Origin of the sequence: Prevotella marseillensis (assembly GCF_900625065.1) — a bacterium.
In the GTDB taxonomy this organism is placed as follows: domain Bacteria; phylum Bacteroidota; class Bacteroidia; order Bacteroidales; family Bacteroidaceae; genus Prevotella; species Prevotella rara.
The window spans coordinates 1,229,584-1,252,931 of the sequence record NZ_UYXY01000001.1 but is presented as its reverse complement, the minus strand read 5'-3'; the positions used below and the strand labels follow the sequence as shown (position 1 = coordinate 1,252,931).

Below are 23,348 nucleotides of genomic sequence, written 5' to 3'. Positions count from 1 at the left end.
GTAAAAACGTCGTCTCATGTATCAAAAAGAAAATTTAAATTTAGTTTTCTGTATTAAAATTAATGTCTGACATTACGGTAGTCCCACGTGATATATTTTTGAGAAAGCTTTCCTATCTTACCTATGACTCTTTTCTCTTGCTTAATTATTTCTTTGGGCCAGCCGTCATAGAAATAGTCTATTGAAAGATAAGTATTATATAGTAAATCATCTGATACCTGCTTATCAAAATTTTCATCCATATCCTCTTTAACCTCATTAAATTTATCTTCATCCAAATAAGCACTGGCCACCCCTTCGATTATAGCCTTTATGTCATCTTTCGGAATGTAATTGTTAACGTCGACCACGATTCTGTAGTCATAAGTTTCATTGTTTTCCGAAACAGACACATAGGAGTCTGTTTCATAATCATCTTCAGTGGCATCTGAATGATTTGTTATACTGACGATGTTATATGTCGTCCCGTGATGTTTAAACATCAACTCAAGTTCATCTATATATCCTTGTACAAGTCTATCCGCGTCAACATCTTTTAATAAAGTTTTAAGATCAATACCTGCAACAGCCAAACTATCAATGATAGACATCTCTTTAATAGTTTCCATGAAAAGCTGCTTTGACTGCTTTTTTATCTCATTAAGGTTATCATATTTGATAATTTTGCCATATATGTCTGTCCTGAATTTTATGGTTGTGCCTTTTATTGCTTCTTTATATTTATTAAGTGCCTCATTTAGGAGATTTTGTTTCCATGAATCTTTAACAGAATCAGTTTTAAAGTCAAGAAAGGAATATTCCATATCATATCCCTTCTTGGTGGAGTCTGTTACGGTTATCATAATTTTAGTATTTATTCCGGCTGTCTTTATTGTGTCACCTTTTCTTATATCCCATGTGCTCTCATTTATCCAATATGTCATGGTGTCATTTTTATTAAACCATGCGATTACCGACACTACGGAGTCTTCATCCTGTGCTACAGAATCTTCTCTTTCATCTGCAAGTCTTTTATGTGGCATAGATGTGAAAGAGAATAGCATTGCCATAGTTCCGATAATTATAAAGAAGAAGAATATTCTTCTGACTATAAAATTTATATGTGAGGACGTTGCATATTTTTCCGTCAATTGCAGTATTTTACTTTTTGCTATGTTCATCATGGAGTCCGCTTATTAATTTCTACAAAGATATGATTAAAATTTATTTTTAGCAATAATAATGATAATTTATTGGATTTGATGTGTATTTTTATTCATTAAGTACATTTTATACTTTATATATGTTGCCATACCGTCTGTTATTTCTTGATATAGCCCATTATCTTGCAACATTCTGTATAAAAATTTTATAAATTTCAAATGAACAATGATATTCTTGTAAAGAACGTTATTTGCAAATAATGAAGATATAAAAAGATATTGCAGGATATGCACAAACATATCCGGCAATATCTTTAAATTGTAATTATAGCTTGCCTGCATATTCCTCACATCCTTTAATCATCTTATCGAGCTGAGCCATTCTTGTAGTTTTCTGCCCTGCATTGAAAGTGGTGTAATAGCTCATGGCGGACTTGAAATATTCAGCTGCACATTCCCATTTGCTGTTAAACATATAGCAGAAGCCAAGCCTGTAGTATATGTCGCCCTTTTCTTCATTGCAGCAAACCAGCAGTTTCTTTTCGTATAAAGGAATTGCTTTTTCATACTCGTTAAGCATGAAATGGCTTTCAGCGGCAACATTATAATAGACACTTCTCTCTGCAGGCGAATATACATCGAGCTGATTTATCGTTTCATCAAGATAACTGCATGCTTTTTCATAATCGAATTCATGAAAGTAGCAGACGCCCAAATATGCCTTGAACCTAGGATTTAGATTATACTTTTCATCAAGCTTTTTCAGTAGCAACAACGCCTCATGATATTTTTCACCTGCAAAATAGTCTAAGGCACGTTCCAATATTTTTGAGTCTGATTTGTTGCTTTGTCCGACAGCATAATGACTTTGCAATGTTAGTAATGAGAATATCAGAATCAGTAAATATCTCATTTTGTATAAAAGTCAATCAAGTTGGTTAGGGCATTACGGCAGACGATGCAAAATTCAGGATTTTCGTTTGTGCGCATTCTGCAGTCCTGCACGCCTCGGTAAACACCTTTGAGACTATAACCGGCCCCTTCAAATAGTCCGACCCTGTTATGTATTATTTGTGGATCTGTACTTTCTGGAGTTGGGGTAGGGGTTCCTGGCTTTATCAGGTTCTCCCATTTGCCGTGAAAGTCTTTCAGTGTGGTGATATTGGGTTCCCATGGCTCTACGTCATGAGGATACATCGGTATCTGTTCTTGCTCGTAAGCATACTCGTCGCCAAGACCTCCGAAACTATGGCCAAACTCATGTACAACGACCGGTTTGAATTGTTTGTGATGTGTCATTGACAGAACATAAGAGTTGAGAATACCGCCGCCACCATATTCGTTTGTATTTGTCAATATTATGATATGCTCGTAAGGGATGCCTGCAAGCCAATCATGGAGTTCTTTAATATTTAAGGTCGTAAGATATCTGTTACTGTAGAATGTGTCGAAATGAGAGTGCAGTGCCGTATTCTTCCATATGCCCTTTGAAGGTTCGCTTGTTCCGCTTTCCTTTGATTCTGATTCTACTGCTACTATATTAAAACACTTACGTTTAGACTTAAAAGGCTCATGGGCAAAGAGTGCTTCAGTGGCAATATTTACATCGTTGAGAAAAACATTCATCTCATCTTTTGTGTATCCTTCGGCAACAAATGCAATATGGATACATTTGGTTGTGTCTGCGGCCTGTTGGATAACTTTATATGGAGTTATATCATGCTCACCAATGTGCCTTATAAGTATGTCGGAAGGAGCAACTGTGTGTGTAAACGTAGCACTTTTTTCACGTCTGTTATTATATAAATCAACTGTAATATCGATGGTGTCCTTGGGCATTGGTACAAGGAAAACATTCTCAAATGATTTGCTTGTAGTTTTTGCCTCATCATATGACAGCCATTCTTGAAACAGGGTAGAGAAGGAGTTTCTGTATATGATTTTGTCCGAATTATGTGGTCTGACTGTTATTTGACCATTGCCTTCAACGGGAACCTGGGCCAACCTTTGCCTTTTGCCATACCATCGTGGCATAGTGTTTAGTTTGTCTAGACTTATAGTCTGTTGCTTTGCGTTGCCTGAAAATATATAATCTATTCTCAGGGTCTTATCTGTAAAATACTCGTCAAATGTCTGACAAAATCCGTTCGTGGCACAGAATAGGAGCATTGACAATATCGTTAAAATATTTACGCTATATTTTTTCATAATATATTATGTAAAAAGTTTATATTCAATCATTTAAGTTTTTTCGTCTGCAACTTTCAGAAAGGACATTCTTTCATCAATTCCTTCACGTATCCGCGTGTCCAGTCTTTGTCGTGCAGTCTTTTATCTCCATATAGCAGGATGTCAATGTCAATCTTTACAATATTCTTGTCTTTCTCATCATTTTTCCTGCCACAGATACATTCAATTTCTTTTATGCTGCGTTCCACTTCATCAAGTCCGCATGAAGTATGGGTGAACAGCATGCAATTAAGAAATTTATCCGATTTTATGTCTACAGGATTGGTCCACATCTGTCTGCTGAAAACAATATCGTTTTTGGCGAACATCTTGTTTAGCAGCGATATTGCTTCTATGATGTTTCGCTCCTGATCGTAATTGCTTCCAAGCGACAATATCAGTTTCTTGTTCTCGGTCATGAGTTTGAAATATTGTTGATGTGCTGTGAGCATACACTTTAAATGCACGCTTTTGTTTCACAAGACACGCAAGTTAATCATAATTGCAAAATTAATGCAATTTTGACTAAAAGCAAAATAAAAGAGAACTAAAAGACATTTTGTGTTTATGCCGGAAAATATAAAATATAAGAAAGGATGCATAAGAACAAATATTTTTATGAAATCAGGCATGTAACATGCTAATCATATCTGATTCCGAATTGCAATTTGTACTTAGCCTAGAATTGCCAAATCTGTTTTTATTTATTGCTCTTATGCATCCTTGTTTTTAAAATTCAAATGACGCTTTGATGTTTATCTGCCGTCCGGTAAGGTAATTAGGTACGGCATACTGTTGATTGGTTACGTCTGTAATCCAATAATATGAATTGACGTTATTTATACCCAAAAGATTAAGACAGTCAATACCGAGCCATATATTCTTGAAAATAGACTTGCGGTCACATTTCTCATTGTTCAAAAGCCTGTAACTCATACCGATATCTGCACGCTTATACGCTGGGGCACGGAAAGGCTGCTCGTCAAGTTGTCTGTGAGGTGCACCGAAAGGAAGACCATCGGCAAATGCCAATTTAAGTGACATCCGCCATCTGTCTGTTCCAGGGAAGTAATCGGTAAAGAATAGATTTAACGAATATCTTTGGTCTGTTGGCAGAGGTATACTCTTTCCGTTAATATTTATTCTGGTGTTCATTAGCGAAAGGCTTACCCATGAGTCTGTACCAGGTACAAATTCTCCGTAAAGTTTTAAATCAAGTCCCATGGCATGTCCACTGCATTGCTGGCTGGCATCGTACACAATCTTTACGTTGTCTACTGTGTAAGGAACAAGATTCGACAAGGCCTTATAGTAAGCTTCTGCTGTAAACTTATACGGACGATCCTTCATCTTGAAGCGATAGTCAAAGCCTGCAATAAAATGAATAGAGCGCTGGCTCTTTATCTTATTGTTCAGAGTGGCGTATGTTATTCCGTTTATAGTTGTTGTGTCTCGGAGCTCCTTGTAGAATGGTGCCTGATAATAGATACCCGTGGCAAATCTCATTGTTACGTCATGATTGAATGCCGGAACTATACCTAGAGATATTCGCGGACTAATGATGCTTTCTTTATTAAAGTTCCAATGACTAAATCTTATTCCGTAATTAAGCGTAAAGAATGTATGTTCACCTTTGCTGCTGAAACGCCATGTGTCTTGTATGTAAGTCTCCAGTCTGTTTGCATCAAGCGTATTTTTCGCTTTTAGAGAATAAATCATATAAAGATCTTCACCCGTGTGAGGGATGCTATAACCGCTTGAATCACGCATTTCATATTCCTTGCTGTCTTCAGTTATATTTTCTATTCTGTAAGTCAGTCCGGCTTGGATGTCATGCTTCTTTGTTTTATGTTCAAGAGCAAACTTTATGCTTTTGACAGTCGCTTTAAGGTAGTTGCGTGCATGCTCCATATATGTACCAACGCCAAGGTTTTCGCTCGTTTCTGTCTGTGTTAGCCAATACTGGCCTTGTATATCATATCTTTCTTGCTCATTAGTATGAAAAGCAGATGCGATAAGTGATAACTTTGTTTTCTCGCCAAACTTTCTTGATATACTCAATGAACCGAAATATGTGCGGAATACGTCTTTTTCCTGACCATCGAAGAACACCTTGAACGATTTGACATTCTCCATTGTGCCAAATTTTGTTTCGCGGTCTTCCGGATAAAAGTTATAATGGTTTTCTGAGATGTCACCGATAACCTCTATCGACCAATTTTTTGTCGGTTCATAAGTAAGATACGTCTGATAATCTAGGAAGTTAGGCTGATATTCTCCTTTTGTATCAAGTGAACCAAGAAGATATTTGTTTGTCTTGTATCTGATGCCGTTGCTCCATGAAAACTTCTTTGTGCTAAAGCCAACAAATGCACTGGCGCCAAGAAGATTGGCTGCAACGTTAGCTTCAAACTTCTTGGGCTTCTTGTATTTTATATCAAGAACAGACGACATCTTATCACCATATCTAGCCTCGAAACCACCTGTTGAGAAGCCAATTGATTCAACCATGTCTGGATTGATTATTGACAAACCTTCCTGTTGACCACTTCTTACCAGGAAAGGCCGGTAAATTTCTACATTGTTAATATATACACTATTCTCATCAAAGCTTCCACCTCGAACGTTATATTGTGAAGAAAGCTCACTATGTGTGGATACACCGGCTTGTGATTGAATAAGCTCTTCAACGGCATTACCTGTAACGCTTGGAGTATTCTTTATATCCTTGGTCTCAAGCTGTTGGGTGCTTCCGGTCTGCCTCTTTTTTTCTGTGACAGTTATTCCGGCGAGTTGATTATCGTCATATAGCTGAATCAGAAGAGTCTGTTTTCCTCTTGGGCGTCTTAATACTCGCGTTTTTGTCTTATAGCCAACCATGGAGAATCTGACAACAACACTGTCAGCTGAGCGCAGTTGTATCGAGAATTCTCCTTTCAGATTAGTCATTGTCATTTTTCCCTGCTCAATTACAGAAACAGTTGCCAATTCCACAGGACTCATGTTGCTGTCAGTAACCTTTCCCTGCAGGGTGAACGTCTGCGCCTTTATGCTTATAACGCATAAAAGCATCAATAATGTTATATATAATTGTTTTATTTTCATCTCGTATATAACGAGGATTGTTCACGATTATTGTTTTCAGCAGGTATGATTATTCTCTGTATGACCAAGAAAGAAGCTTGTTAATCCATTTTATTGAACATCTGAACCATCTGTATGTACCGACAGGTTTACCTCCGAAACTTAATATGAATTCTCTAAAATTATTTCTTTTGAACGGCAGTCCTACGTCCATGAAATAAATATGATTGTACCCTTCGGCATATGCATGTCTTATTGCAGTCCAAGCGGTTATTGCATTCGTTCGTTTCGTAAAGAAATTCTTTTTAGCTGCAAGATACCACATATAACAATTACTTTCTGAATAAACACAAATACACCCGCCAACCATTGTGCCCTTATGCGTAGTGGTAAACAGATTGCAGCATCCGTTATTCAGCATTTCACGAAATAATTTTATGTCAGGTATATATCTTCTGATCTTTATTGAAATATAATTTTTCAATATTTTGAAAAAATCGTTTAGCTCTTTGTCCGTTGTTGATATATTCGTCTTTAATCCGGCTCTGTTTGCATTAATAAGTAATTTCCTCATTTTATATGTGAGTCGTTTTTCTGGTTTCATGCTATGCAGCGAATTGTGTATTTCCATCCAGTGAACAGGGAAAAAGCCATTATTTCTGAATTTGCTGTATCCAAACATTTTTGTACTGAGGTCACTGAATTCAATATAAAGGCAAAGAGCTTTGCGTAATTCTCTTGTGATGCTTTTCAGCATTTCGCCAAATATCTCTTCTTTATTATTGCAATCAGGAGAATATTCGCCTTCGCCATACGCTCTTCCCTGTGTAAAGAGATATGGCGGAAACAATGAGCCCCTGCGCCTTAACATTACAAGCATGTGTGCAACGATATTTTCTTTATCATATGCAATGACCATATATGGTTTTTGACCAGGGGTCTTTTCTATGATTTTAAACATTTCGTCGCTGTGAAACAATTTTTTGCATTGCATTGGCGGCAAGTTCTCACTTTTTGAAATAATGACGATTTTTATTTCATTCATACCGCAAAAATAATAAATCTTTTCTAAAAATCAATAAGTTATGTCTTGATTTGAATTATAAATGTCTAACTTTGCAGACCTTTAATAAATCAAATGCATTTACATAGATGAATAGTTTTAAAGAATTAGTTCAGAAACGACGTAGTTACAGGAATTTTACCAACGAAGAAATAGACTCAGAAGATGTTAAGCTGATATTACGCGCAGCTTTGATGTCACCAACTTCAAAGGGGCGACGTTCATGGCACTTTATTGTCGTAGATGATAAGATGGCAATCGAGAAATTATCTGATGCGAAAGATATGGGTGCAAAATTTCTTGCGAAATCGTCTTTGGCAATAGTCGTATTAGGTGAGCCATTACAGAATGATTGCTGGATTGAAGATGGAGCTATTGCAGCTTTGGCAATGCAGCTTCAGGCTGAAGAACTCGGATTAGGCTCTTGTTGGGCACAGATGCGCGGACGTGGCTTGTCTGACGGAACATCTGCCGATACTGTAATCCGAGGTATTTTAGATATTCCTGAAAATTACAATGTTTTATGCGTTGTGGGATTTGGCCATAAAAATGAAGACCGTGCCTTGCAAGATGAAGAGGCTCTAAAATGGGAGAATGTACATATAAATAAATTTTAATGATGAAAATTGTCTTTATTGGTGCCGGTAATCTTGCAACGAATTTAGGAAATGCTCTGCATAGTGCCGGCAATGACATATTACAGGTATATAGTCGTACATTTGAGTCTGCTTCAACACTGGCAACTGCTTTAGGCGGGGCTCCAGTGATAAATATTGAAGACGTAACAAAGGATGCTGACGTTTATATAATTTCAGTAAAAGATAGTGCTATTGCCGATATAATACCTTCGTTGTGTAACGGGCGCGATGATAAGATATTCTTACATACATCAGGTAGTGTTCCTTTGGATGTGTTTAAGGGTATGGCACAACATTATGGAGTTCTTTATCCAATGCAGACATTCTCAAAGACTAAGTTATTGGATTTTAAGGACATACCTTTCTTTGTTGAAGGTGTTGATGATTTAGCTTTTGAAACATCCCATCATTTAGCAGATAGCATATCTGAGCGTGTGTATATCCTGTCGTCCGAGGCTCGTAAGCATTTACATCTGGCAGCCGTTTTTGCTTGTAATTTTGTAAATCATTGCTATGAAATATCTTCAGAACTTTTGGGTAAACATGATATACCGTTTGATGTAATGCTGCCTTTAATTGAAGAAACTGCAAACAAGGTTCATCATATGAAACCGGATGAGGCACAGACTGGGCCTGCTGTTAGATATGATCAGAATATCATCAGAATGCAGTCTGAAATGTTACGAGATAATCCTATTTTCAAACAAATATATGAATGCATGAGCATAAGCATACATCATGTGGCACAGAAGAAAGGAGATAATAAATGATTAATTATGATTTAAAAAAGATACGTGCAATAATATTTGACGTGGACGGAGTCTTAAGCGCAGAAACAATACCCCTTCATTTATCAGGTGAACCTATGCGCACAGTGAACATAAAAGACGGATATGCTATTCAGTTGGCAGTAAAACAAGGTCTGCGTATAGTAATACTTACAGGAGGAACCACACAAAGTGTACAAATACGTTATGAACGTTTGGGAGTAACCGATATCTTTATGGGATGTTCTGTTAAAATAAAGGTGTATAATGATTTTTTGGCTAAATATGACTTAAAAGATGAAGATATTTTATATATGGGTGATGATATACCTGATTATGAGGTTATGTCACGTTGTGGTTGTCCATGCTGTCCGGCAGACGCTTGTCCAGACATCAAGTCTATAAGTAAGTATATTAGCAATCATAGAGGAGGGTATGGCTGTGCCCGTGATGTAATTGAACAGGTTCTTAGGGCTCAGGGTAAATGGCTTGATAGTGCTGTAGCCTTTGGATGGTAATTTATGAATAATGTTATGAAAAAGGATTATCATATAATATTAAGTAGTAATAGTCCAAGACGAAAGGAACTCTTAGCCGGGCTAGATCTTGATTTTAACATACATGTAATACCAGGTATTGACGAATCGTATCCTGAAGATATGCCAGTCATGGAAATTGCTGAATATATTTCAACAAAAAAGGCAGAAGCATATAAAAACATAATAGAACCAAATAATTTGATTATTACAGCAGATACAGTTGTAATATTAGGTGATGAGGTCTTGGGTAAACCTAAAAACCTAGATGACGCAAAACGTATTTTGCATGAGTTGAGCGGAAAAGTTCATCACGTGGTTACAGGTGTATGTCTTACGTCTTTGGTTAAGCAAAAGCATTTTTCCGTTGTAACTGATGTTGCATTTAAGTCATTGTCTGATTCAGAAATCAACTATTATGTTGAGCATTATAAACCTTTAGATAAAGCCGGTGCTTATGGTATCCAAGAATGGATAGGATATATAGGGGTTACCTCTATTAAAGGCAGTTATTTTAATGTCATGGGACTACCTGTACAGAGAATATATAAAGAACTACAGGAATTTTGATTTACCGGTCATGGTGGGAATTTACTACGAATTTTGCTCTTAATCAGTGTCTTTCTTGTTTTTTATGTATAAAAGCAATAACTTTGCAAAAAAATATTTTAATTAAATGGATTCAGCAGAATTATTTAGATGGGTACTTGAGAATTTGAACTATTGGGTTGTAACAGTATTTATGGCAATAGAAAGTTCTTTCATACCCTTTCCATCTGAGGTGGTTGTGCCCCCAGCAGCATGGAAAGCAATGGCAGATGATAGCATGAATATTTTCATGGTTGTTGTTTTTGCCACTATAGGTGCAGATCTTGGTGCATTGGTTAATTATTATCTTGCACGTTGGCTTGGCAGACCAATTGTTTATAAGTTTGCCGACAGCCGTTTGGGGCATATGTGTTTAATAGACCGTGCAAAAGTTGAACACGCTGAGATGTATTTTCGTCAACATGGTGCAGCGTCAACATTCTTTGGCAGACTTATACCAGCAGTTCGTCAGCTTATCAGTATTCCTGCAGGCTTGGCTGGAATGAGGCTAGATCATTTTTTGTTGTATACAACGCTCGGTGCTGGAGTATGGAACTCCATACTTGCTCTGTTGGGATATTTGATTTATCGCTTTACAGACTTAAAGACGACAGCAGATGTTTATGAACGTGCAACACAATATAGTCATGAGATTGGATATGTGCTATTAGGGCTGGCTGTAGTTGTTATTGGCGTATTGGTATATAAAGGATTGAAGAAGAAGTAAGTATTACAGATATTATTGATTTGATATGCTACACTATATTTGTTTAGTCCGCAATAAGGTGTAGCATATATTTTTATATTTATTCGTCCCTAAAAAGCCAATTTTTGCAAGATATTGTTCTGACACAGTATCTCGCATATTTTTTGAAACATGCACCAAAGGGCTTTCATTTCTCTTTTGAAGTTATAAACCATTGCTACCAGAAAAACTTCATGGTATCTCACATCCACCTTTATAAGGGTTGTGGTTCAATCTGTAATATGATTTCAATTGACTTATTATCTGTTCTGTACAAATACGCCTGTATAAAGAATTTATGTTTTTATCAATTTTTGATAAAAACACTTTGATTTTTTTGGACATCCAAACAATAATATTTAAAAATCTAATAGGGTTTATATTTATTGGGTTAGAAAGTAAAGAAAACAATCTTCAATAAATAATTAAAAGTAGAGAACTATTTTTAATCTGATTTCGAGCGGTAAACGAGGCTCGAACTCGCGACCCCCAGCTTGGGAAGCTAGTGCTCTACCAACTGAGCTATTACCGCAAAGAGCCGATACCGGGACTCGAACCCGGGACCTATTCATTACGAATGAATTGCTCTACCAACTGAGCCATATCGGCATTCCTTTCAAAGCAGTGCAAAGGTAATATTTTTTTATGTATTAAAGAAAAACCAAGATAACCATTTTTAGCGTTTTAACTTATTTTTAATTTATAAGTTTCTCTTTTAAATATATTCCCGTGATACTTGATTCACATTTTATGCAATCTTCGGGAGTTCCTTCAAAAATAAGTTTTCCACCTTTATTTCCTCCTCCTGGTCCTAAATCTATAATATTATCTGCACATTTAACGACATCCAAATTATGTTCAATTACAATCACTGAGTGCCCATGTTGTATAAGGGCATCAAAAGCTTTTAGTAATTTTTTTATATCAAGAAGATGAAGACCTGTTGTAGGTTCATCAAAAATAAATAAAGTTTGTTCACATTTTTCTTGGCTAAGAAAATATGCTAATTTTACACGTTGATTTTCTCCACCTGATAGGGTTGAGGAACTTTGTCCTAATTTTATATATCCAAGACCGACATCGTCTAAAGGCTTTAATTTGTTTGCTATATTAACTTTATTATTCTTTGTAAAGAAATCTATAGCCTCTGTAACTGTCATATTTAAGATGTCGAAGATATTTTTGCCAGCAAACTTTACATCTAAAACATCTGATTTAAATCTTTTACCATGGCAACTGTCACATACTATCTCTAAATCTGCCATAAATTGCATTTCAACAGTAATTATTCCTGTGCCTTTGCATGTTTCACATCTTCCACCTTCAGCATTAAATGAGAAATATTGTGCTGTGAATCCCATTTGTTTTGCCAAAGGTTGTTCCGCAAAAAGTTGTCTTATATCATCAAAAGCTTTAACATAAATAACAGGATTTGAGCGAGAACTTTTCCCAATAGGATTTTGATTAACCATTTCCACATGTTTTATTTCAGCCCAATCTCCATCTAAAGAAGCAAATTCTCCTGGAGTATCTGCTACTTCATCTAATCTTCGTTTTAAGGCAGGGTAGAGTATACCCCTAATTAATGAAGATTTACCCGAGCCACTCACTCCTGTAATGACATTTAAAATGTTTAAAGGAATGTCTACATCAATCCCCTTTAGATTATTCATTCTAGCTCCCCTGATTATTATTTTTTTATTCCAAGAACGACGTGTTTTTGGGATTTCTATTTTATCCGTATTAAATAAAAATTTCAGTGTATGACTATTTGAATAATTCTCTAGATCGCTATTTCTTAAATTTGCCGGGTTTCCACTGAAAACAATTTCTCCGCCATTAGCACCTGCATCGGGTCCAAGATCAATCATATAATCAGCAGCTTTTATAATATCTTCGTCATGTTCTACGACAATTACAGTATTACCTAGTGATTGTAATTCTTTTAAGACATGAATAAGCTTATATGTGTCTTTACTATGAAGACCAATACTAGGTTCGTCTAATATATATAGCGATCCCACCAAGCTACTTCCAAGAGCTGTTGTTAAATTAATACGTTGGCTTTCACCACCACTCAAACTATTAGACGCCCTGTTTAATGTTAGATATCCTAATCCTACATCTAACAAAAATTGTAGTCTGTTATTAATTTCAGCTAAAAGTCGCTTACTGATTTTTTTCTCTGTTTCATTTAGTTCTAAATTGTCAAACCATTTTTTAAGGTTGTCAATGGACATTTCTACTAAATTATTGATACTTTTATCACCAATCTTAACATAATGTGCTTCCTTTCTCAATCTAGTACCTTTACATTCAGGACATATTGTTCTCCCTCTATATCTACTCATCATAACACGATATTGGATCTTATACTGATTCTCCTTTACCATTTGGAAGAAAGAATCAATACAGATTTTTTCTTCTGTATTTTTATTTTTTTGTGACGGTAAGCCATGCCATAACCAATCTTTGTGATTTTGTGACAGATTATAGTATGGTTCAAAAATAGGGAAGTTGTCTTTTGCAGCAAGATAACAAAATTCATCTTTCCATTTTGCCATTTTTTCTCCATGCCAACATTGTACGCATCCTTCATACACACTTAGCGATGGATTTGGAATAACTAGTTTTTCGTCAATTCCTATGACATTACCGAAACCTTCACAAACAGGACAGGCTCCAAATGGGGTGTTAAATGAGAACATATTATCATTAGGTTCTTCAAAACGTATTCCATCTGCTTCAAACTTATCAGAGAAATCATAAGAAATATATGATGGGATAAATACGAGTCTGCATGCTCCGCTTCCTTCAAAAAAAGCAGTTTCTAATGAATCGTAGATTCTCGATAACGTATCAGAATCGTCATTTACAGATAGTCTGTCAATTAATAAAAATGATTCGTCTTGTGATATTTCTATATTAGACTCTAAAATATCTTCAATTCTGTAAAACTCGTGATTATGATAAATACGTGAGAAGCCCTGCTGAAGATATATTTGAAGTTGCCTCTTTAGTGTATATTGTTCATTTATATGCAATTGTGATAATATTACAAATTTTGTACCTTTTGAAAAGGACATTATACAATTTACTACATCTTTTAATGAATGTTTTTTTACCTCTTTGCCCGTTATAGGCGAATAGGTATGCCCAATCCTTGCATAAAGCATTCTTAAATAATCGTATATTTCAGTGCTGGTACCTACTGTTGAACGAGGATTACGCGTATTAACTTTCTGTTCAACAGCTATTGCTGGAGGCAAATTATTAATATAATCAAAGTCTGGTTTATTCATTCTGCCTAAAAATTGTCTTGCATATGACGAAAGACTTTCTACATAGCGCCTTTGACCTTCTGCATAGAGAGTATCAAAGGCTAATGATGATTTGCCAGAGCCCGAAACACCTGTTATAACAATAAACTTGTTATGAGGAATTTTTAGTGAAATATTCTTTAAATTATTTACTCGTATATTTTTTAATTCAATATAATTAGTCATAGATTTATCATTTTATATTTATCATAATGCCGATTAGTGTAATTTATCTTACTTTTAAATAATCACCAACTTTTATGCTATAATCTGGTGACAATTTATTCATCTTATAAAGACTAGAAAGTTTAATACCATAATATTGCGCTATAGAATACATACTTTCACCGGCTTTAATTCTATGCAGTCGGTTTTTATATATTTTTTCGGCTTTATTTTGTTTCTTTTTCAAGTAAATGATTTCTCCTGGTATTAATCTGTCATTTTTATCTCTTTCGTTGTATTTTGCCAATTTCTTATATGAAATACCAACTTCCTTTGAAATGGATCTGAATGTATCACCCTGCCTTGCTTTAAGATAATAGTTTTTATTATAAATATGTATAGGATGCAATTTTGTATCTGGTGAAATGTCTTTCACTTCAGCCATCTCGACCATGAACTTATCATACTTTTTAGCATGATCGTATTTATGTAGCTTATACAATTCGATAATTCCAATAAGTTTTTTTGCATAGTTTGGGTTCGTAGCATATCCACACTTTTTTAATCCATGTGCCCAACCTTTATAGTCAGTTCTTTTAAGTGAAAATAGTTTTTTATATCTTGGCTGGCGTGCCAAGAATTTGCTATGATCCTCATAACTTTCGTATGCGTCACGATACGCTCTAAAACATTCCTGTTTTTCATCATCATCATGGTATGTTGTTGCTCCGAGCCAATCATGACATTTTATACCGAAATGATTATTCCCTTTTCTTGTAAGCTCACTCATTCCAGCCCCACTCTCAAGTAATCCTTGTGCAAGAGTAATACTTGCAGGAATATTATATTTCAGCATCTCTGAAATAGCCAGATCTTTATATTTATCAATATAAGCTTGATACTTAGAGTTCCACCTCATTTGAGCATTAAGCACAACACTTGTCAATATACATAAAAAAAGTATCAAAAATCTCCCCATCCTTAATATCTTGTTATGAATTTATATAGGTTCAAATTAATGCAAATTTAAGCCATTTATATATCTTTTCAAAATTTTATTAGATAAAATTCTATAATACATTTATCTTAAAGACAAAATAGAATTTATAATTCTAAAATAGATTGATGTATGTAATCAATTTAGATTTTCTACTATAATATACGCTAATATATTATATATTTGTTTATCGACCTCTAAACTCATGTGGGATATGCCCTCTTGCACCAGGACCTATTGACATGCCTTCTGGTCTGATTCTTCTTTTGGGGTCATCGCCTTGTTTTCCTCCAAATACGTTCATACGATAAACAACATGTAACATTGCATAACTATTTATACTATTATATTTTGTATCGCTTTTTTGTACAGCAGTTATTACTCGGCTGAAATTGCTTTGATTATGTAAGATGTCATAAAATTGTAGAGAAATAGTCAATGGCTTTCCTTTAAGGAATCCTTGACTAATTTGAGCATTCCAAATTAATTCATTTGTATTCATGGAATTGTCATTAAATCCTCTGCGACTATTTTCATGTAAATCGGTAGATAGACTAGTTCCCCAAGGTAAATATATATTTAATGAACCTCCGTATGAAAACTGCCATGTATCAAGATTACTTTCACTTTGTAATAAATTCCGTGAATGAGTATAGTTTAATGAACCATCTAGCATAACTTCAAGCCAATCATTGCGATAACTAGTGCGCAGTTGTTCATTAATTTGTGATGTGCGAGTTATATTTTTTTGTGAATTAGAATTATTATCTAAAGCAAGATATCCAACATAATTATTATAGGATATATTAGTAAATGTATTAATATTCCATTTCCCAATAGAATCGATTGCAGTGTTAAACATGAATGCTCCTGAAATGTTCCAATTTCCATTTATATTTTCTGGTCGCGTTATGCGTCCTCCGGTTTTCTCGTCATAAGTAACCATATTACTAATACTATTACGTGTATTTTGGTAATTAATGTACGTCATTATAGCTCGTTGATGATTCTGTAAATATGTATTATAAAATAATCTTAGTGAATTGGTGAACGATGGTTTAAGACCAGGATTTCCTTTTGTGACATTTAAAGGGTCACTATCGTCTGTAATATCCATAAGGTCTGTCATATTAGGTTGCGTTGTTGTACCCCTATAATTTATTCTCAAATTACTCAACTTTGAGAAACGATATCTGAAATCTAATGTTGGACTGACATTAACAACGTTTCTTATTGTATCTGTATATATGCCTTGGTATTTCTGAATGAAATGTGTAGTTTGTGGCTGTGCCATGAATCCAATATTCAAATTGTATTTTTGTCTAATAACTCTCAGCATTATTTGCAAATCATGAATGTAGTTCTTATATTCTGAATACCTACTTAAATCTGGATCCATATAGCTGTCAAGTGGATTCTCTAACAGTCTTAGATAATTATTCCATCCTCTATATTCATTAATAACATTATCAAAGAAATTCTCACCTAAATTACTGAAATCAAAAGTTTCCCTATCACTTTTGTTATAGTTATAAGTAAATTTATAGCTAAATTGCAAAAACATGGTCTTAAATATTGGTTCACTATAAGTAGCTTGAATATTATAGCTAAGTGATTTTGTTGGAGTTAAATTATATCTATTTGTTTGGTATACCGAATCAACTCCTGAACTATTTTTTATCTGATATAAATGTACATTTGATGTACTTAAACTTTTGCTTTTATTATCATTATAAGTAACGTTAGTACGCAATGTTACATTTCGACCTTTTGAATTTAGTTTTCTGTTAATTTGCAACATTATACCTAAACTTTTATTTTCAGAGTATGTTATAGAATTGTTCTTCCTTGTATTCACCATTAAACTATCTTCTGCCATTTGTAATATTGACTCAGGAGACAACGGATTAGTAACATATAAATATGGATCATCATTATATGAGGCACTTGTTGATGATGATAATCCATCACTTGTTGAATACTTAATAGTAGGACGAAACATAATATTGGTCATTGTATCTGGCTTCCATTCCATTCTCAAACGAGCATCCCAACTATTACTTCGAGTATAATTTTGATTAAAGCTATTTGAAAAAGAGCCGATGTTACTTACGAAATTTTCAGTTGATTGCTCTGTTCTGACGTCACCATTAGAATGATTCCATCTAATACTACCATCTAAAATGAATATCTTGTTACGATTATAGTTTAAATTTGCACCCATCATTTTTGAGGAATTCAGCCCTTTGAGTCCACCTCCAAAATGTCCGCCTCCACCTCCTCCAGGGAAGCCTTTATCATTAGTATTATTGGCATTTCCCATAAGCATCACTCTTGATTTATCCTTAAATAGGGCCCCCATCAATCTTTCGGCATATCTATTATGCGTTCCTATTGATGCATCTGCATTTCCTATTATTCCTTTATTCATTCCTTTCTTTATTCCAAAGTCTAATACAGTTTGTTCTTCACCGTCATCTATGCCAGTGACTTTAGCCAAATCGCTTTTCTCGTCATAGGTTTTAATCTTGTCTATAATAGATGTTGGTAAATTTTTTAATGCAGTTTTAGTATCTCCGGTCATAAACTCTTTACCGTCAACAAGTATTTTTTTTACTTCTTTACCATTTACTGTAATTTTTCCGTCATCGTCAATCTGAGCGCCTGGTAATTTCTTTATCAATTCTTCTACAACAGAACCTTCTGGAGTTCTATATGCAGAAGCATTGTAGACAAAAGTATCTTCTTGAACTGTCACAGGCGGTGCTTGACCTATGACAGTTGCTCCCTTTAACATAATTGCATCAGCAGAAAAGGTAATATCACCTAATGCTATATTTTTCTCAGTTGAAACATTTAGTGTTTTTGTCAATGGTATATATCCTACACATGTAAATTTTAGAATATAATTTCCTCTTTTAGGTGCAGTTAACTTAAATTTACCATTTTCATCACTTAAAACACCAGAGATATAGGTGCTATCCTGTGTCAACATTTGTACCGTAACCATCATCACGCCTTCCTTTGTATCGCGGTCTATAAGCTTTCCTGTTATGGTGTTAATTTGAGAAAAAACATCTATTGATGAAATTATCAATAGGCATAGTAGAATTATCTTCTTTTTCATTTTTACCTTATATTTTATTGTCTTAGACGTTAAATATAATTATTGGTTTAATCAACAACATATTAAAAGTTGAATAAAAATTTTCATTTAGAATAAATTTGACTAACTTTGCAACACATATAATGTCTTTATGATTATGAAACAGAGTATTATAATATCTAAATGCTTAAATGCTGAACTTGATTTTCATATTAAATCTTTCAATCCCGATAAAGTTTTTATAATCGTTGATAATATTACGGAGAAATTTTGTTTGCCAAGAATTAGTGATATCCCATCACTTAAGAATGCCGGTATTATCTCAATATGTTCTACAGACAATAGTAAAAACATAAACTCGCTTACTCACGTATGGAGATATTTAAGCGAACAAAAAGCTACACGATATTCTCTAATTATCAATTTAGGTGGCGGTATGGTAACAGATCTTGGTGGATTTGCAGCCTCGACATTTAAACGGGGCCTCAAATTTATTAACATACCTACTACCCTATTGGCTATGGTTGATGCTTCCGTTGGTGGTAAAACTGGAATAAATTTTAACGGATTAAAAAATGAAATAGGGGTTTTTAATAATTCTGATATAGTAATTATTGACACAAATTTTTTAAAAACGCTTGATTCCGAAAATATTTGTTCTGGATATGCAGAAATGATAAAACATAGTTTAATTAGTAATGAAGATATCTGGAGTAAATTGCTTACATTTGATATTTTAGCGCCAAATCTTAATGATTTATCATATCTTCTTGAGGATAGCATAAAAATTAAAGAAGAAATTGTTAAGAATGATCCATATGAAACCGGTATGCGAAAAGCGCTTAATTTCGGGCACACGATAGGTCATGCATTTGAATCACTTTCAATGATAAAACAATCTCCGATATTGCATGGCTATGCTGTTGCCTATGGTATGATTTGTGAACTTTATCTTTGTACAATTAAGGTGGGATTCCCGATTGAAAAGATGCGTCAGACGGTTAGTTACATAAAACATATTTATGGAATTTATGATTTTAGTTGTGACGATTACGAAGTCTTATACGAACTCATGAAACATGATAAAAAAAATACAGCTAATACTATTAATTTTACATTGTTAGAAAATATTGGAAAAGTAAAAATTAATTTCACAGCATCAAAGGAAGACATATTTGAATCATTTGATTTTATAAGAGAAGGCCTATAAAAAATTGTTAGCAAATTCTATATCCTGATGTATCAAAGACATAAAACAATAGGCCTTTACTCAAATTTGAGGACACAGTTCCAAATTTTGTGTAAATGTAAACAGGATTCAGTTGTAAGTTACTTCTTATATCTGGATTCTGTTTTCAAAAATGAGTATAAACTGATTCATAATCAATCCCCAGTTATGAATAGGCTGTGTCCATTTCTTCTCAATCTCCACAATTGAAAGAAAGATGGTCTTTTCACGGGATAGTGTTTCACTGAGTGTGTCTGATGCAAGTTTGCCTTAGAAGTGATGATGCAAAGTTAACAGACAATTTTGTATTTCATATCAAAAAAGTGAATTTTATGTTGTAGCTGGACGAGGGACGGGTTCTGCTGAGGAGCAACCCGTCAGCAACATGGCTACGCCTATACTGATTGCAAGAACTATCCTGGATTCGTCATGGTGGCGACTTCTTTTTTGCTTTCAGGCAGGCTTTTCTGCTAAAAAACTATTCCATTAGTCCGGAAACAGAGTCTTGTCGCAGGTTATGTTGGGCAGCAGCCGGTCAAAAGCCTTGTGTTCCATAGCGACACTGCTCATGAGCGTCAGTACCGATTCTTCGGTAGGCATGGCTGTACGCATTCTTGTCACTCTCCTGAAGTCCCGATTCAGACGCTCGATCCAATTAGTGGTATATATCATGGACAGAATCTCCGGAGCATAGTTCAAGTAAGTCATGTATGCCTTGTAGTCGGCGTTATTACGCATGAGTTTGAATGCCCGGTAGTCTTTACCCCACCTCTCACACATATCCTGCCATTTCTTCCATGCCATCTCAATGGTGTAATCGCGCTGTCCGGTACGGAATATATCACGCAGATCAGAAGCCAAAGCACCCTTGTCTCCATGACTGACCTTGGCAAACATATTGCGTTTGAGATGGGTTACGCATCTCTGAAGCGGAGTACCAGGGAATTTCTCTCCCACAACGACATCAAGCCCCTTAATACCGTCTGCAACCATGAGCCCAGTCTTTTGGACGCCCCTTTCTTTTAAAGTGTCAAAGATATCACTCCATCCTGTTGCGCTCTCTGTAGGAATATTGAATATACCCAGCACATCACGGCGGCCTTCCTCTGTAACAGCCAATGCGACATAGAACGCTTCACTGGATACCGAACGTTTACGGTGAATCTTAATATGCACACAGTCTACGAACATGACCGGGTAGTAACTCTCAAGACTGCGCTCCAGCCAGGCGCTTACCTGGGTACGAACGCTGTCGACCATCCGGCTGATGCTGAACTTGGAATAGTGCTGGCCGTAAATCTGCTCAAAGACATCTCCGACCTGTTCCTGCGTCAGACCTTTGGTATATAAGACTCCGGCCAACCGGTCACATTCCTCTTCCTGATTGCGAAGAATGGCAAGTATCCGGGGATGAAAGTTGCCATGACGGTCGCGGGGAATACGGAATTCCAATTTTCTTCCTTGGCCATAGGCATGTCCAAAACGATAGCCATTGCCCTTATTTTGAGGATTTTCATGCAGAAACTCACTCCGTTCTGCTACCATCATGCTTTCAGGCTTGATTTCCATCAGGTCGTGTAGACCATTTTCTTTCTCTGCATGCTTGCGCATGAGCTCAGAAATTTGTACTTTCATGAAATGCATAGTTTGTATATTTAGTGGTTTGGTCACTCCTAAATTACAAACTTCGGGGCTGACACGCAAGGGTCGGCCCTTTTTTACTGCTTATCAGACACACTTTTTGAGACAGTATCACAGTATCTCGCATAATCTTATTCTTTGGGTGTAAATATATAAAATAAAAAATACAGGACTCTATTTTGAATCCTGTATTTTACATTTACACAAAATATTTTATAGTGCCAATTTGAGTAAAGGCCTATTGTTTTATGTCTTAAGAATCTTTACGCCACCATATTCGTATTACCTTTCTATAAATTGCGATGAAATTCATTATAGAAACAAATGTAAATAAAATAAATCCTAATATCACAGAAGGTAATATATTTCCTTCATCGATTTGCGGAAATAATATCTCAATTACTCCCATATAATAATTGCGGATAAATGAAATCATTAACAGTGCAACAATAAGTACTATTGCATTTAAGCCTAAGGTAAGTAATTCATAAGGCATCGCGACACGTATGGGACTATATCCGATGAGTAATAAATTTTCTAGTTTAGAAGTATTTTTTTGTACTAACAAATAAATACTTAACATCAGAATATAGAAACTCAATATGCTTATCACAATACCAACAGCCATTACAATCATTACAATCATTCTTAGAAAATATGTCGTTTTTTCACTTTGAAGTTTATCGCTGTCAACTTCATATCCTTTATCATCAAGATATTTAGTTATATTTTCATCTGCAGGATTAGATACTTCAATGATTAAGCGGGTTGGATTTGACTTTTCCGCAGGAGAATAATACTTATTACTCCAATCCATAAACTTTTGTGGAACCAGTATAGTGTTTAGACGATTTGAAAAACCTATTACCTTACCTTTATATTCATCTTGGTGGCCATTTCCATGAATGTAGATACGGAAATCAATCATTCCAATAAGTCCATCGCTTATTTTAGGAAGTGAACGCGATTGGGCAAATCCGAAATTGTACATATTGATATATGTACGAGGAAGAATAATTGGCACTTCCCTACTACCTTCATCATATTTCCAATCTTTTAATGACACATCAACAAACTCATCTGGTACACTTTCAAAAAATAATTCTGAACTGAGTATAGATTGTCCATTGATGCCCATGTGTGCATCAACCTTATATTCTGTAGATGTAAAATTACCTATTTTTTTTATGAATTTTTGTGAGGATATGTCATCAATCTCAGCATTATTAAAAGAATTATCTCTTCCTGAAATAGTACTTGCGGTCCCTATTCTTTTACTTACAATCAGATAATCTGCTTTCATAAAGCTATCTTGCGATGTGAATACAGGTAAAACATCACAATAAAACTGATAACCTAAAAGAACTATAAGCATTCCAAATAAATTTGCGAAAGCAAATCCTGTAAATTGAGGTACACTTATATGTTGTCGCAATAATTTCCAAACCAAATTCATAACTTAAAAACTTTATTGTAATTTAAATTCATATGTTTGCCAATGCTTGTAACTATAACCCCTGCTCCTTGAGCTTTTGCCTCAGTCATCATAATGTCGCCCATAATTTTTGAATTATTATCATCTAGATGACTTATTGGTTCATCTACTAGTATAAAATCAAAAGGCTGAACTAGAGCTCTTATCATAGCTACGCGTTGTTGCTGTCCAAACGACATATGACATATCTTCGAATTTACTTTATCTCCTATACCTAGAATTTCGAACCACTCAAGTATTTGTTGCTTATTTTTGAAATTTGTAAGTTTATTCTTTATCTCTACATTCTCAAACGCAGTTAATTCAGGAAATAAACGAAGTTCTTGAAAAAGATAACTAATATGAAGTTTGCGTATGTCTATCCATTCAGATATTTTCATCTCTCTAACAGACTTATTATCGAACTTGATGTTACCGCTGTAATCCCGTCTGTATCCTAGAATATAACTACAAAATGTACTTTTACCTTTTCCACTATCAGCCTCAATAAGATAAAGCTGTTCCTTATTAAATGCAACATCACTATTCCATACATCAGAATTAAGGGTGTTGCTATGTGAAAACACATCAGGTATAACCGAATTAAATATTATTTCTTTCATGT

The 23,348-nt window shown here is 35.0% G+C and carries 18 protein-coding genes and 2 tRNA genes; 6 read left to right on the top strand and 14 right to left on the bottom strand.

From position 1 onward, the window contains the following. Positions 1 to 59 precede the first annotated feature (59 nt). From EJL04_RS05300 to EJL04_RS05275, 6 genes are all read right to left on the bottom strand, one after another. Positions 60 to 1,163, bottom strand: a complete 1,104-nt coding sequence (locus EJL04_RS05300; RefSeq protein ID WP_125104299.1) for a hypothetical protein — start codon at positions 1,161 to 1,163, stop codon at positions 60 to 62. Positions 1,164 to 1,467: 304 nt separating this feature from the next. Next, positions 1,468 to 2,055 carry a tetratricopeptide repeat protein gene (locus tag EJL04_RS05295; protein WP_125104298.1) on the bottom strand — a complete coding sequence of 196 codons (588 nt, stop codon included), beginning with the start codon at positions 2,053 to 2,055 and terminating at the stop codon, positions 1,468 to 1,470. Further along, a complete protein-coding gene (locus EJL04_RS05290) occupies positions 2,052 to 3,350 on the bottom strand; it encodes a M64 family metallopeptidase (protein WP_125104297.1) in 1,299 nt (432 codons plus the stop codon). The genes EJL04_RS05295 and EJL04_RS05290 overlap by 4 nt, the downstream gene beginning before the upstream one ends. A 56-nt stretch (positions 3,351 to 3,406) precedes the next feature. After that, positions 3,407 to 3,823, bottom strand: coding sequence for a 2-amino-4-hydroxy-6-hydroxymethyldihydropteridine diphosphokinase (locus tag EJL04_RS05285; protein ID WP_082335228.1), 417 nt, complete (start codon positions 3,821 to 3,823; stop codon positions 3,407 to 3,409). 277 nt (positions 3,824 to 4,100) lie between these two features. Continuing rightward, a complete protein-coding gene (locus EJL04_RS05280) occupies positions 4,101 to 6,476 on the bottom strand; it encodes a TonB-dependent receptor (protein WP_125104296.1) in 2,376 nt (791 codons plus the stop codon). Between the two features lie 49 nt (positions 6,477 to 6,525). Then, entirely contained in the window at positions 6,526 to 7,500 is a 975-nt protein-coding gene (locus EJL04_RS05275; protein WP_053398582.1) for a GNAT family N-acetyltransferase, read from the bottom strand. A 107-nt stretch (positions 7,501 to 7,607) separates the two neighbouring features. Here EJL04_RS05275 and EJL04_RS05270 point away from each other — a divergent pair, with 107 nt between their 5' ends. The 5 genes from EJL04_RS05270 (at position 7,608) to EJL04_RS05250 (ending at position 10,774) form a co-directional block, all read left to right on the top strand. After that, complete coding sequence (locus EJL04_RS05270) at positions 7,608 to 8,135, top strand: nitroreductase family protein (protein ID WP_125104295.1); 528 nt, start codon at positions 7,608 to 7,610, stop codon at positions 8,133 to 8,135. A gap of 2 nt (positions 8,136 to 8,137) precedes the next feature. Further along, on the top strand, positions 8,138 to 8,926 hold the full coding sequence (locus EJL04_RS05265; RefSeq protein ID WP_125105301.1) for a Rossmann-like and DUF2520 domain-containing protein: 789 nt from the start codon (positions 8,138 to 8,140) through the stop codon (positions 8,924 to 8,926). Next, complete coding sequence (locus EJL04_RS05260; RefSeq protein WP_125104294.1) at positions 8,923 to 9,441, top strand: KdsC family phosphatase; 519 nt, start codon at positions 8,923 to 8,925, stop codon at positions 9,439 to 9,441. Before EJL04_RS05265 ends, EJL04_RS05260 begins: the two co-directional genes overlap by 4 nt. A gap of 15 nt (positions 9,442 to 9,456) precedes the next feature. Next, entirely contained in the window at positions 9,457 to 10,029 is a 573-nt protein-coding gene (locus EJL04_RS05255) for a Maf-like protein (RefSeq protein ID WP_125104293.1), read from the top strand. 106 nt (positions 10,030 to 10,135) lie between these two features. Then, positions 10,136 to 10,774 (top strand): DedA family protein, encoded by a 639-nt coding sequence (locus EJL04_RS05250; RefSeq protein ID WP_021853489.1) that lies wholly within the window; start codon positions 10,136 to 10,138, stop codon positions 10,772 to 10,774. Positions 10,775 to 11,251: 477 nt separating this feature from the next. Here EJL04_RS05250 and EJL04_RS05245 read toward each other — a convergent pair. The 5 genes from EJL04_RS05245 to EJL04_RS05225 form a co-directional block, all read right to left on the bottom strand. After that, a tRNA-Gly gene (locus tag EJL04_RS05245) sits at positions 11,252 to 11,324 on the bottom strand. Positions 11,325 to 11,328: 4 nt separating this feature from the next. Beyond that, positions 11,329 to 11,401 (bottom strand) — tRNA-Thr (locus EJL04_RS05240). A gap of 86 nt (positions 11,402 to 11,487) precedes the next feature. Further along, the gene (uvrA, locus tag EJL04_RS05235) at positions 11,488 to 14,298 is read right to left on the bottom strand and encodes an excinuclease ABC subunit UvrA (protein WP_125104292.1); all 2,811 of its coding nucleotides are present in this window, start codon (positions 14,296 to 14,298) and stop codon (positions 11,488 to 11,490) included. A 43-nt stretch (positions 14,299 to 14,341) separates the two neighbouring features. Further along, positions 14,342 to 15,256, bottom strand: coding sequence for a glucosaminidase domain-containing protein (locus EJL04_RS05230; RefSeq protein ID WP_125104291.1), 915 nt, complete (start codon positions 15,254 to 15,256; stop codon positions 14,342 to 14,344). Between the two features lie 205 nt (positions 15,257 to 15,461). Continuing rightward, positions 15,462 to 18,401, bottom strand: a complete 2,940-nt coding sequence (locus EJL04_RS05225) for an outer membrane beta-barrel protein (RefSeq protein ID WP_125104290.1) — start codon at positions 18,399 to 18,401, stop codon at positions 15,462 to 15,464. Between the two features lie 136 nt (positions 18,402 to 18,537). On the opposite strand from EJL04_RS05225, the gene aroB reads away from it, so the two are divergent. Beyond that, positions 18,538 to 19,590: a 3-dehydroquinate synthase gene (gene aroB, locus EJL04_RS05220; protein WP_021853485.1), complete on the top strand. Its 1,053-nt coding sequence runs from the start codon at positions 18,538 to 18,540 to the stop codon at positions 19,588 to 19,590. 504 nt (positions 19,591 to 20,094) lie between these two features. Here the strand turns inward: aroB and EJL04_RS05215 are convergent. The 3 genes from EJL04_RS05215 to EJL04_RS05205 form a co-directional block, all read right to left on the bottom strand. Continuing rightward, complete coding sequence (locus EJL04_RS05215; protein WP_125104289.1) at positions 20,095 to 21,252, bottom strand: IS256 family transposase; 1,158 nt, start codon at positions 21,250 to 21,252, stop codon at positions 20,095 to 20,097. A 250-nt stretch (positions 21,253 to 21,502) separates the two neighbouring features. Then, positions 21,503 to 22,705 carry a hypothetical protein gene (locus EJL04_RS05210; RefSeq protein WP_053399208.1) on the bottom strand — a complete coding sequence of 401 codons (1,203 nt, stop codon included), beginning with the start codon at positions 22,703 to 22,705 and terminating at the stop codon, positions 21,503 to 21,505. Next, on the bottom strand, positions 22,702 to 23,346 hold the full coding sequence (locus EJL04_RS05205) for an ATP-binding cassette domain-containing protein (RefSeq protein WP_053399209.1): 645 nt from the start codon (positions 23,344 to 23,346) through the stop codon (positions 22,702 to 22,704). The genes EJL04_RS05210 and EJL04_RS05205 overlap by 4 nt, the downstream gene beginning before the upstream one ends. Positions 23,347 to 23,348: the final 2 nt, after the last annotated feature.